This window comes from Sporocytophaga myxococcoides DSM 11118, from assembly GCF_000426725.1.
GTDB classification, from domain to species: domain Bacteria; phylum Bacteroidota; class Bacteroidia; order Cytophagales; family Cytophagaceae; genus Sporocytophaga; species Sporocytophaga myxococcoides.
The window spans coordinates 652,794-665,182 of record NZ_KE384560.1; the positions used below are offsets into that span (position 1 = coordinate 652,794).

Genomic DNA, 12,389 nt, shown 5'->3' on the forward strand with positions numbered 1-12,389 from the left:
TTTTAATTATTTTCCGGCAGGTATTTTTTATACCAGCTTTCTGATTGATCCTTTTTAAATATTGTATAAAAAACAGGTAGTACAATTAGTGTGAGGAACGTGGCTGTAAACAAACCTCCGATCACCACTGTTGCAAGCGGTTTTTGTACTTCGGCTCCTGCGCTGGAAGACATAGCCATAGGAAGGAAACCTAAGGCAGCAACAAAGCTGGTCATTAATACAGGTCTTAATCTGTCTTTAAGTCCTATTAACACACGTTGTTTAGGGTCTATAATTCCTTCTTGAAGCAAATCGTTAAATTTACTAACAAGCAAAATTCCATTCAGCACAGCTACACCGAATAACGCAATGAATCCTACACCAGCAGAGATACTGAAGTTCATATCTCTAATCAATAATGAGAACACACCTCCCACTGCAGAAAGGGGAACAACTGAAAATATTAAGAAGCTGTCTCTGAAAGTACCGAATGAAATAAACAGTAGAATAAAGATAATTAGAAGTGCAATGGGCACAACTATTGATAACCTGTTTTTTGCTCGTTCAAAATTTTCGAATTCACCACCATATTGCACAGTATAACCTTGAGGTATAAATATTTCATTATTTATTCTGGTACGAACGTCAGTTACGACAGACGCAAGATCTCTGCCCCTTACATTAAAGCCTATGTTGGATTTCCTCTGTAAATTTTCATGACCTATTTCTGATGGCCCTACATCTTCGCTGATTTCAGCAAGGTGGTGCAATGGAAGCGGATTTCCATCTTTATCACTGATGAGAAGATTATTGATGTTTTCAGTTTTACTTCTTTCATCACTGGATAATCTGACACTAAGATCAAAACGTTTGTTGTTTTCGTAGATAATCCCTGCGATACCTCCTGCGAATGCCGTCTGAATAGCTCTGTTGATTTGGGAAACAGTTACACCGTAATAAGCCATATGGTCTCTGTTATACTTAATGTTGATCTGAGGTAATCCATAGATTTTGTTTTCCTGAACATCGGTAGCTCCTTCCACTTCCTTTATAATTCCGATGATCTGATTGCTTTTGCTCACCAGCGTATCAAGGTCAGGTCCGAATACCTTAACTACAACATCCGTTCTTGCTCCACTCATCAATTCATTTACTCTGTTTTCTATAGGCTGCTGAATTGAAACCACAATTCCAGGGAATTTTTGCATTACCTCAGATACAAGGTCTGCCAGATCCTCCTGAGTCTTTGCTTTTTTCCAGTGATCCTTATCTTTCAGCACCACTACAATTTCCTGAGCTTCCAGAGGCATTGGATCTACTGGTACTTCAGATGTTCCTATTTTCGAAACAATACGTTCAATCTCATTAGGAAACTCCCTGATGAGTTCAGTCTGGATCTTATCGCTAAGTTTTAAAGATTCAGAAAGTGAAGTTCCAACAGGAAGGTTTACTTCTATTACCAGATCTCCTTCCTGAAGTTTTGGAATAAATTCTCCTCCGATAATGGCAAACCCGAATATCCCTGCACCGAGGACAGCAAGCGCAAAACCTATGATAGCAGCTTTCTTTTCCATGCCCCACACAAGGATTTTTCTGAGGAAATTATATACAGCATCGATGAGCTTTTGAGAAATTCCATGATCTTCGTGTGAAGAGGGCTTTATAATCAAAGCAGACATCATGGGTACGTAAGTTATGGATAAAAGCAAAGCTCCTATGATCGCAAAGCTTACTGTTTTGGCCATCGGTGTAAACATCTTACCTTCTATACCAGTAAGAGTGAGTATAGGAAAATAAACGATCAGAATAATCAGTCCTCCGAATACTACAGATTTTTTTACATCAGATGCAGCATTGATAACAATTTCTTGTCTCTCTCCATATCGCATTTTCTGATTTGTTCTTCCTGCCATTTTCAGAGAAAGATGTAAAACTGCAGCTTCTACAACGATGATGGCTGGATCTACAAGTAATCCGAAGTCTATAGCACCTAGACTCATCAGGTTTCCAACCACACCAAATTCCTTCATCAGACCAAAAGCAAAGAGCATGGATAGTGGAATAACAGATGCTGCAAGCAAGCTGGCTCTCCAGTTGCCAAGGAAGAATAGAATTACCAGCACTACTATTATTGCGCCTTCAATTAAATTGGTATAAACAGTCTTTATAGCTTTGGAAACAAGTTTCTCTCTGTCAATGAAAGGTTCAATAATCAAGCCTTCGGGAAGAGAGGCTTCAATTTCTTTCATTCTCGATTTTATCCTTGCGATTACATCACTTCCATTTTCACCTTTCATCATCATGATAATCCCTCCGACTACCTCACCATTTCCGTTCATGGTCATGGCTCCGTATCGAATACTATTACCATAGTCAACTTCAGCTACATCTCTTATTAATACAGGTGCTCCCACGTTGTTTTTAACAACTGATTTTCCGATTTCTTCAAGCGTTGTTGCCAGACCAATTCCTCTGATGGTAAAAGCTTTGTTGTTTTTTTCTATATAAGCTCCTCCTGTATTGCTGTTTCCACGGCTAAGGGCATCAAACAGTTCATCAATAGAAACTCCCAGCGCTTTCATTCTGTCTGGTTTTATTTTAGCCTGATATTCTTTTTTATATCCTCCGAAGCCGCTTACCTCAGCGATTCCTGGTATGCCCAGCAATTGTTTTCTTATGTTCCAATCCTGCAGGGTTCTTATTTCCATTAAGGAAAAGCTTTTATCCTTTGGATTTTCAGGTCTTACTACATATTGAAATACTTCACCAAGTCCTGTGGAAACTGGTCCCATATAAGGCTTTCCAAGTTCTTCCGGGATCTCTGCCTGCACAGCCTGAATCCTTTCGAATACCTGTTGTCTGGCCCAGTACACATCTGTATTGTCTGTAAAGACCAGTTTCACAACGCTTAGTCCAAACTTTGATGTTGACCTCATTTCAATAAGGCCCGGAATATTAGACATTGACATTTCTATCGGAGCAGTAATGAATTTTTCAATCTCAAGAGATGCAAGGCTCGGACTGTTGGTAATCACATCTACCTGATTGCTTGTTACATCAGGTACTGCATCCACTGGGAGTTCAGACAATGAGTAACTTCCCCATAAAATCAATATCAATGTTAAAACCAGAACAACAATGTAATTGCGTACGCTGAAGCTTATAATCTTTTCAATCATGATTAAATGTCTCCTAAAAGATAATTAAGGTGAATAATGGACTGGTTGTAGTTTTTCAGTGCTTCAAGGTAATTGAGCTCTATTGAAAATGCCTGCTCTATATTTAATAAGTAGACATAATATGTAATGCTTCCGAGTCTGTAGCTTTCAGAAGCAGATTTCAATGTTTGCGCAGCTTCCAGCAGGCCGGCAGATTCATAATAGTTTAGCTCCTGAGTAAACTGCCTGTATCTGCTTACTGCATGTATATACTCTCCATTGAGTTTGTATTTGCCTAGTATTAACTGATTCTCTGCTATTTCAATACCTTTGTCAGCGGCCTTTATTCTTGAATGATAGGCCCAGTAAAAGATTGGTAAGGTAACACCCATTCTTAGCCTGTATTTAAAAGCAGTATGTTCATCGCCTTGATTTAAATAGCCAACAATTAATCCTGGCATTCTCCTTGCCCTCTCGAGTTTTAAAAGCCTTTTGCTGAGATCCTGTTGTCTTTGGTAGTAGTGGTATACAGGGTTGTTGGTTAAATGCTCTGTTGTGGAGCTGTTAATAATCAGTGGTGGAAATTTTTCTATACTTCTATCAGGTATATAAGATGTATCTTCAGGTGTGCCAATGGCAAGCAAAAATTGCTTTCTGGAATTTCTGAATTCAGCAGATGCCTGCAATAGCTGCAGTTCAATGCCTTTGTACTTTGCTTCTCCGCTTATTTTTTCAAGAATACTTATTTGGCCTACATTATATCTTACCTCATTGATCTTCAATAGGCCTCGCAATATGGAGTCTTGATTTTTCAGTATTTGAAATCTTTCTCTCCAGTATTGGTAACTGATATAAGTATTTCGGACATTGAACTTTATGAGGTTTGTATTAACAGCCCTATCAGCTTTCATCAGATTGATATTAGCCTGTTGTGTTTTGTACTGCTGCATGTAAACAGTAGGGAAATCAATAGATTGAAGTATGCCTGGTCTAAGTTCATTACCCTGTGGCGCTTCAAACAGCAATTCTGTATTATAAATCTGGAGACTACTTCCTTTTAAAAGTTGTTGTTGCTCTACCTGAAGGTTTGAGACTTTTATTTGTGGGTGATTAATCAATGCTATCTGAATAGCAGAATCCGGGGATATGCTTTTCTGGCTATAACCCAGCCTGTAAAGCAAGAATAATCCTCCATAAAGGAGTAGTTTTACTCGTAGTCTCATTGTTAAAAATTAAAATTAAATATTAGAATTGTTCAATATTGGCAAATTCTCCTCTATTAGAATAAGACAATTTTGTTTTTTGCCTCTTGAGGAAATATTAGAAGCTGAATAAATATATTTCAATGTTTTGTAAATGTCAAGTGGATTTTTCTTACATGATTAACTTGGAATTGTAATAATTTTAATAATCCTAGTGGTTCAATTGTCTTAAGGAAAAAGACAATTGTATTGATTTTAAAACTCTTACCTGACCTGCAAAGGAGTTAAAATGTGGTTAAAAGGACATTAAAATGTCATTAAAAAACACTAATCTTTTTGTCCATATTTATAGTCGACTGAATAAAAGGGAGATTTAAGGAGGATCAGAAAAGTGGTTCAATCTTTGAATGACAATGGTTTAAAACTATAAAAGGATGAATAGATTTTATGTAATTATTGACAGTCAGGATTTTCCACATCGGGGAATATTGTTGATCAAACTTTAAGCTTTTAATGAAATCACTTCAATTTTTATTTACCTAACTAAGGAATTAATATGAATCAAAAACCATCAAATGCATTTATTGCCGCTTCATGGATAGCTTTGGGCGCTGGAATATGCGGCTATTTAATTGGTCTGTGGAGGGCAGAAATGCTTCTTAATGAAAAAGGATATTATTTTACAGTACTGATGTTCGGTCTGTTTTCAGTAATATCGGTACAGAAGAGCGTGAGAGACAAGCTTGAAGGGGTACCTGTAACGGATCTGTATTATGGCTTAAGTTGGTTTGCAACTCTATTGTCCATAGTACTTCTTGCAATAGGACTTTGGAATGCGGTGTTATTGCCCAGTGAAAAAGGCTTTTACGCTTTTGCATTCCTGTTAGCTATTTTCGGAGCTATCACCGTTCAGAAAAATACCAGAGATGTTCAGGCGGCCAATAAGGCCGCATTATAGAAAACAGCAACAGCTCGAGCAACAGTAAGAACATTAATGCAGTATTATGTTGCTGTTGCTCAAACTGTTGCTCTATTCTTCTTTTACTACTTCTGTCTTATACAGCAAGAAAACTTATTTTTTAGTCTTTTTCTCTAAGTTGACTGCGCTGAAGGAGAAGGACTTTAACCAATCTAAAAAAGCTTTTTACTACTTTCATGCCTGTTGGTGAATTCTCTCTTGATTAAGGTTTAGTAATATGCCTTCCTGTTTTTTTATTGATCTTTATCAAGATTCTTTCTTAATCTGGATCAAGGAAGATTAGGAATGAGGCAGTGTATCTTTGTGTTATTAGTTCAGAGCAGAATAAGGTTCTGGTTCTGAGAAACAATTGAAGAAGGTTATACTTATACTATTAACACTAAAGTTATGAAAGACGTCATATCAGGTTTACACCATATAACTGCAATAGCAGGTTCTGCACAGCGCAATCTTGACTTTTATACAAAAGTATTAGGTCTGAAACTTATTAAAAAGACAGTGAACTTTGATGATCCTGGCACTTATCATTTCTATTTTGGTGATCAGGTTGGTACTCCGGGTTCTATCCTGACTTTCTTTCCCTGGGAAGGAATTACTCCGGGAAGAAGAGGTACAGGAATGGCTACAGAGATAGGGTATGCTGTTCCGAAAGGAAGTCTGGATTTCTGGGTTAAAAGATTTGATAAACTTAATGTTACTTATAATAAACCCTCAGATAGATTTGGAGAAAAGTATCTGACCTTTCTTGATCCTGATGGATTAAAGTTAGAGTTGTATGAAACAACTGATAGCCGTACTCCTTACGTATCCGGAGATGTAGCTGCAGATGCGGCAACAAGAGGGTTTCACAATGTTACTCTGACTTTAAGCTCTATTAAAGATACTGCTGCAGTATTAACTGATATTTTCGGATTTAAACTTGATGCTGAAAATGTAAATCGTTTCAGGTTTAAAACTGATGCAGTAGAAAATGCCAACATAGTAGATCTCGTAGAGGCTGCAGGAGAAGGTCGTGGACATGTTGCCGGTGGCACTGTTCACCATGTTGCATTCAGGGTAAAAGATGAGGAGGTATTGATGAAATACAGGGATGTCGTAGTCGGTAAAGGTTTTAATATTACTCCGAAGATTGACAGGAATTATTTCTATTCCTTATACTTCAGGGAGCCAGGTGGAGTACTCTTTGAAATAGCAACTGATAATCCTGGATTTGCAGTGGATGAGGATGTGAATGAATTAGGTAAAAACTTGAAGCTGCCGGCTCAATATGAGTCAAAGAGAAGTCAGATAGAAAAAGTTTTGCCTAAACTTGTAGAAGCTTAATATTAAAAATTATGCATCAGATTAATATTGTATATAGAGGTAAAAAACTTGAAGAGGCAGGGAAGGTGCTTATAATGTTACACGGGAGAGGGGCGTCGGCTGAAGACATCCTTTCCCTGTCTTCTTATTTCAAGATGAATGATGATTTTGCAATTATCGCTCCGCAGGCAACTAATCATACATGGTATCCTTATTCTTTTCTGGCTGAGCCTTCGCGGAATGAACCATTTCTGTCGTCAGCGATTGATTTATTGAATGGTATTGTAAATGATCTTGTCTCAAAGGGGATAGCAAAGGAGAATATATATATCCTAGGCTTTTCTCAGGGGGCTTGTCTTACTTTGGAGTTTGTTGCGAGAAACGCAACCAGATGGGGAGGAGCCATCGCATTTACCGGCGGATTGATCGGTGATAAATTATATGCCGAAAAATATAAGGGGGATTTTGCAGGTACTCCAATCTTTATAGGTACAAGTGATCCTGATTTTCACGTTCCTGTTCAAAGGGTAAAGGATAGCACCTCTTTACTGACAAAGATGAATGCGAATGTAAAAGAGATTGTCTATAAAGATATGGGACACACCATTATTCAGGAAGAGATAGATTGGGCGAATAAGTGGGTTTTAAATAGTAATCAAAATGTTTAGTATAACAAAAGTATACAGCGATGTTAATGGAGACAGTCATTTTGAAGATGTCTCCATTGATTTGAAAGAAGCGGGTACCATTGGAAGGCTCTCTGAAACCCAACCGACCAAAGGTGTGATATTCAGAGAAGTGGAGCCTTCTTATGATTTTGATTTTCATACTGCTCCTCAAAAGCAATATATTATATTACTTGATGGGGAAATTGAAATAGAAACTTCTTTGGGAGTAAAAAGAAGTTTTAAGGGAGGAGATATCCTTTTAATGGAAGACACAGAGGGAAAAGGGCATAGAACCAGAAATCTTACTCCAATCAGGAGAAAATCAATTTTTATAACCCTGCCATAATAGATTTTAGAGTATTTTTTATTTTATATATTTCTCCTCTCTTTTCTTGATACAGGTCAATCTGTTTCCGTATATAAATTTCTAATTTTATATCGTTTACAGATTAATTAACATTGATATGAAACATCTGATTTTATGCATGCTATCTGCACTGGTTTTAAGTGCCAATGCCCAGACAAAACCAGAAGGTCAGTTTAAGTATGTTCTTCATAAGGCCAATACAAGAGGAACTTCTGAAATAGCCTGGTTGCTTAGTTACCATACATTTTCATTCAGTGATTACTACGATCCTGACAGAATGAATTTTGGCACTCTCAGAGTCCTGAACGATGACAGGATAGACGGTGGAAAAGGCTTTGGTACACATCCTCATAATAATATGGAAATCATCACAATTCCTTTAGAGGGGACGGTTGAACATAAAGACAATATGAAAAACAGAGGTCTGATTAATGCAGGTGATGTACAGATAATGTCAGCCGGGACAGGTATTACACATTCAGAATATAACTACTCTAAATCAGACACATTAAGACTCCTTCAGATCTGGGTGTTTCCTAATCAGCAAAATGTTCAACCAAGGTATCAGCAGAAAAATGGTGTATTAAAAAATCAGCCCATAAATACTTTGGTAAAAGTAGTTTCTCCTAATGATACCACTGCTCTTTTTCTTTATCAGAATGCAGTGTTCTCGGTTGGGAAATTTAAAAAGAACCATAAGGTTGCTTATCCATTAGCTTTTAAAGGGAATGGTGTATATGCCTTCATAATTAAAGGCAAAGCAAAGATAAATGGAATAGACCTGGCTGCAAGAGACGGGCTTGGTATCTGGAATGCAGACAAGATCTCTATAGAAGCTTCAGAAGATCTTCAGATTTTATTGATGGACGTTCCAATGATTGACTGATGTACCTGCATATTCTTCATCCTATATTTGATGCGGAGTTTTATGACTACGTAAAACTTGGCTGGGATCATATCATAGATATTAAAGCCTATGATCATCTCTTATTCGTTATGACTTTATGTGCCTTGTTTACCTTCAATGAGTGGAGGAAGATATTAGTGATCATTACAGCTTTTACTATCGGCCATTCCCTGACATTGGCACTCTCGACGCTTGATTATATATTGCTACCTCCGGACTGGGTGGAAGTTTTAATTCCCATGACAATCTTTTTTACAGCAATGACAAATATTGTCAGAAAGAAAAAAGAGTCTGAAGGAAAAACGTTTGACAAACTTGTTGTGGTAAATTACTTTATCGCATTATCCTTCGGGTTGATACATGGTTTGGGTTTTGCTAATAATTTTAAATTCATGATGGGAGAGGATTCAAGTATTATTAAGCAACTCTTTGCATTTAATTCAGGTCTTGAACTTGGCCAGGTAACAATTGTAATAATGTTTCTTGCTCTTTTATATATTTCTACAAGGGTGTTTAATGTATTGCACAGAGAGTGGACGGTGTTCTTCTCAGGCGCCGGGGCCGGACTTTCTTTGATGATGATAATAGACAATCTTTTTAAATGAAAAAAATCCTTTCATATCTGATTGTTTTATGTCTCATGCCATGCATGTCCTCTGCACATCCCCTGAAAATGGCTTATACTTCTGTAAAGTATGATGAAGTGAAGAAGGTCTTTGAAATCACTCATAGAGTCTTTCAGGATGATTTTGAAAAAACACTTCATGATACTTATCGCTATACAGGAGGTGATGTTTATATTAATCAGAAAAATCAGGTTACTCAGAAATTTGTTAATGAATTCTTTCAAAAGAACTTTTCAATAATGATTAATAAGTCGTTTACAAAACTTAAATATTTGAAAACGGAACAAAAGAATCAGATGGGCATTGTTATTTATTATGAAACAGAAAAAGTAGACATATCTAAAATTACTTCAATTCAAGTTTATAATTTCATTATGATGGAGAGTTTTAAAGAGCAGGTAAATATGTTTCATTTGAATATTAATGATGAAATTAAGAGGACGGTAAAATTCGAGATTGATAAAACGAAAGAGAATATTCTGCTTTAGCAGAAGGTTAAAAGCACAAATTGTAAGGCTTAAATATTTTAGGTTATGAATATTCAAAATGCAGAAACAGAGGGTGAAGGCACATTTTTCATAGAAGAAGAAAATGAAAGATTGGCAACGATGTATTATAGATGGAGAGGGGAGGATAGAATTATTATAGAACATACAGAGGTATCAGATAAACTTAAAGGAAAAGGTATAGGGAAACAACTGGTTGATCATGCAGTGGCATTTGCAAGAGAAAAGCATATTAAAATTATTCCTTTATGTCCTTTCACAAAGTCAGTATTTGAAAAATTTAAGGGATATGAGGATGTTTTGTGAATGATTTTTTTTAGAAGTTTCGTTATACGATTCTTTTTGATAAATAGTTTTTAAAGTTTTTTGTAATTATTTTTTGAAATAATCAATGGATATTGATTTCCTCTGTTGATAAGGGCTACAGAGGTTTTAGTAACTATATCGATAATTTTCCCGTTTGCTTTTATAGAACGTATTCACTGACGTTTTTACAAAAAAAAGTACAACTTCTACATGAGTTATTTACGGTTAAATCGGTTAGAGTCTTTTATTGTGAACTTCGGGAAGAAGCGGTGCAAGCCTGCTTTTTTAACTTTGATACTGGTAGTTCTGCTTAGTGCCTTCAATATTTCAGGATATGCAAATGGCACTGAAATGAATAAAAATGCGATAGAAATTATCAATGGGGATAAAACATTTTTAGTAAGAGGGCCTTACCTCCAAAAGGCTACTCCAACGTCCATTATACTTCGCTGGAGGACTAATAATAAAGTGAACAGTATAGTTAAGTACGGATTATCTCCCACTGATCTATCCCAAAGCTCTGTTAATTTTAGTGAAAATACAGAACATACAGTGTTGCTCTCTGATCTTAACCCATATACAAAATACTATTATTCCATTGGGTTTGGGGACAGTGTCTTACAAGGGGATGAGCAAAATTATTTTCTGACACCTCCTGTTAAAGATTCTCAAGGGAAGTACTCCTTTTGGGTGGTAGGAGATTGTGGAAATAATTCAACAAATCAAATAAAGGTAAGGGATCAGTTTTATAGACATAGAGGAAATAATCTTACGAATGGAATGCTTTTGCTTGGGGATAATGCCTATTGGAGTGGTAATGATGATGAATACAAAACCAGTTTTTTTTCGATATATGAAAGGAATGCGTTGAAAAACATTCCTTTATATCCAGCTCCTGGAAACCATGATTATGCTATGAACATTGATCGTCAAGGGGATCATAAAATTGCTTATTATGATATATTTGATACCCCAGCAAATGGTGAATCTGGCGGAGTACCTTCTGGGACAGAAGCTTTTTATTCTTTTGATTATGGGAATATTCATTTTATTTCCCTTGATTCCTATGGTAAGGAGGATAATGCCACCAGGTTGTATGATACTTTAGGTGCCCAGGTAGAATGGGTGAAAAGAGATCTTGAAGCTAACAAAAGCAAGTGGATTATTGCATACTGGCATCATGCTCCATACACTATGGGACATCACAATTCTGATACAGAAACAGAGCTCGCTTTAATCAGAAGTAACTTTATAAGGATACTTGAGCGATATGGTGTAGACCTTATTATGTGCGGTCATAGCCATTCTTATGAACGCAGCAAGCTTATCAAAGGCCATTATGGTATGGAATCGACTTTTGATGCGAATGTCCATAATGTAAGCCATTCAAGCGGAAGATATGATGGCTCACCCAATTCATGTACCTATCTGAAAGACTCTCTCCATAAAGCAGGTGGAACTGTATATGTGGTTTCGGGTGCATCAGGATGTGTTGGGGGAAATCCACATGTAGCCTATCCACATAATGCAATGGAGGGGTTTAATGATATAACCAACGGAGGATCTTTAATACTGGAAATAGAAGGATCTCGATTAGATGCCAGATGGCTCAATGCAGACGGCATGGTAAGGGATAAGTTTACAATTATAAAAGATGCCGGAAAAATAAAGAATATAAAAGTCAGTCTTGGAGATTCTATTTCACTTAGTGCATCCTGGAAAGGTGATTATGTTTGGTCTCATGATAATAGTAAAGAACGAAATGTCAGTTTCTATCCTGAAGAAGACCAGGTGGTTGTTGTGACAGATCAGTTTCAATGCATTGCTGATACATTTAATATAAAGGTGGAAGCAACTATAGAATTAATTACAGATGTTTCCGCTCCTTCTTTTGAAGAAGAGATTAAGGTCTTTCCTAATCCTTTTAATGAGGAAATAACGGTATCCTATAATGGTCCTGAGCCAACGAAAATAGAGTTATTCAATCTTAACGGAACATTAGTGAAAAATCCTGTTATCTCAAAATCGATGAATCCCGGTGATTATTCTTTTACTTTAAATGCAAAAGCATCAGCCATCCCAACAGGGATTTACATTCTTAGAATAGGAAACGAAAGCAAAAGTAAAATTGTCCGTATCAATTATATTTCAGAATAAGACATGAATGCAATTAAAAGGCGCTTAACAGATTTTTAACTTCTTTATAACCAACTGATAATATTTAAGGTGTTTTTTTATGTTATAATTTTAAGCATTCAAAATGCATAGTATGATGTCTTGTTCTACAAAAGAATAAGATTGTTTGCTAATTACTTAAAGAATTCAACCTATGCTAAAGGTCCAGCAAAGAGAAAACATTAAATTTGAAATCAGGTATATTCATTTTGAG

General features: G+C 36.4%; 11 protein-coding genes. 9 read left to right on the top strand and 2 right to left on the bottom strand.

Features of this window, described 5'->3' with window-relative positions:
- Positions 1–2: 2 nt before the first annotated feature.
- Both K350_RS29790 and K350_RS0121105 read right to left on the bottom strand, forming a co-directional pair.
- Positions 3–3,158, bottom strand: a complete 3,156-nt coding sequence (locus tag K350_RS29790; protein WP_051313439.1) for an efflux RND transporter permease subunit — start codon at positions 3,156–3,158, stop codon at positions 3–5.
- Positions 3,159–3,160: 2 nt separating this feature from the next.
- Positions 3,161–4,360: a TolC family protein gene (locus tag K350_RS0121105; RefSeq protein WP_028981599.1), complete on the bottom strand. Its 1,200-nt coding sequence runs from the start codon at positions 4,358–4,360 to the stop codon at positions 3,161–3,163.
- Between the two features lie 535 nt (positions 4,361–4,895).
- Here K350_RS0121105 and yiaA point away from each other — a divergent pair.
- From yiaA to K350_RS29795, 9 genes are all read left to right on the top strand, one after another.
- Positions 4,896–5,297, top strand: a complete 402-nt coding sequence (yiaA, locus tag K350_RS0121110) for an inner membrane protein YiaA (RefSeq protein WP_028981600.1) — start codon at positions 4,896–4,898, stop codon at positions 5,295–5,297.
- Positions 5,298–5,705: 408 nt separating this feature from the next.
- Positions 5,706–6,641, top strand: a complete 936-nt coding sequence (locus K350_RS0121115) for a ring-cleaving dioxygenase (protein ID WP_028981601.1) — start codon at positions 5,706–5,708, stop codon at positions 6,639–6,641.
- A gap of 11 nt (positions 6,642–6,652) precedes the next feature.
- A complete protein-coding gene (locus tag K350_RS0121120) occupies positions 6,653–7,288 on the top strand; it encodes an alpha/beta hydrolase (RefSeq protein WP_037576536.1) in 636 nt (211 codons plus the stop codon).
- Positions 7,281–7,634, top strand: a complete 354-nt coding sequence (locus tag K350_RS0121125) for a cupin domain-containing protein (RefSeq protein ID WP_028981603.1) — start codon at positions 7,281–7,283, stop codon at positions 7,632–7,634. The genes K350_RS0121120 and K350_RS0121125 overlap by 8 nt, the downstream gene beginning before the upstream one ends.
- Positions 7,635–7,752: 118 nt before the next feature.
- Positions 7,753–8,541: a pirin family protein gene (locus tag K350_RS0121130; RefSeq protein ID WP_081671093.1), complete on the top strand. Its 789-nt coding sequence runs from the start codon at positions 7,753–7,755 to the stop codon at positions 8,539–8,541.
- Positions 8,541–9,167, top strand: coding sequence for a HupE/UreJ family protein (locus K350_RS0121135; protein WP_051313442.1), 627 nt, complete (start codon positions 8,541–8,543; stop codon positions 9,165–9,167). Before K350_RS0121130 ends, K350_RS0121135 begins: the two co-directional genes overlap by 1 nt.
- Positions 9,164–9,676, top strand: coding sequence for a DUF6702 family protein (locus tag K350_RS0121140; protein ID WP_028981606.1), 513 nt, complete (start codon positions 9,164–9,166; stop codon positions 9,674–9,676). The genes K350_RS0121135 and K350_RS0121140 overlap by 4 nt, the downstream gene beginning before the upstream one ends.
- 45 nt (positions 9,677–9,721) lie before the next feature.
- Entirely contained in the window at positions 9,722–10,000 is a 279-nt protein-coding gene (locus tag K350_RS0121145; protein WP_028981607.1) for a GNAT family N-acetyltransferase, read from the top strand.
- A gap of 291 nt (positions 10,001–10,291) precedes the next feature.
- Positions 10,292–12,157: a metallophosphoesterase gene (locus K350_RS29795; protein WP_162144197.1), complete on the top strand. Its 1,866-nt coding sequence runs from the start codon at positions 10,292–10,294 to the stop codon at positions 12,155–12,157.
- Positions 12,158–12,389: the final 232 nt, after the last annotated feature.

Coding starts and splice junctions, on each gene's coding strand:
- yiaA (WP_028981600.1), top strand. CDS start 4,896: ATGAATCAAAAACCATCAAATGCATTTATTGCCGCTTCATGGATAGCT.
- K350_RS0121115 (WP_028981601.1), top strand. CDS start 5,706: ATGAAAGACGTCATATCAGGTTTACACCATATAACTGCAATAGCAGGT.
- K350_RS0121140 (WP_028981606.1), top strand. CDS start 9,164: ATGAAAAAAATCCTTTCATATCTGATTGTTTTATGTCTCATGCCATGC.
- K350_RS0121105 (WP_028981599.1), bottom strand. CDS start 4,360: ATGAGACTACGAGTAAAACTACTCCTTTATGGAGGATTATTCTTGCTT.
- K350_RS0121130 (WP_081671093.1), top strand. CDS start 7,753: ATGAAACATCTGATTTTATGCATGCTATCTGCACTGGTTTTAAGTGCC.
- K350_RS29790 (WP_051313439.1), bottom strand. CDS start 3,158: ATGATTGAAAAGATTATAAGCTTCAGCGTACGCAATTACATTGTTGTT.
- K350_RS0121120 (WP_037576536.1), top strand. CDS start 6,653: ATGCATCAGATTAATATTGTATATAGAGGTAAAAAACTTGAAGAGGCA.
- K350_RS0121135 (WP_051313442.1), top strand. CDS start 8,541: ATGTACCTGCATATTCTTCATCCTATATTTGATGCGGAGTTTTATGAC.
- K350_RS0121125 (WP_028981603.1), top strand. CDS start 7,281: ATGTTTAGTATAACAAAAGTATACAGCGATGTTAATGGAGACAGTCAT.
- K350_RS0121145 (WP_028981607.1), top strand. CDS start 9,722: ATGAATATTCAAAATGCAGAAACAGAGGGTGAAGGCACATTTTTCATA.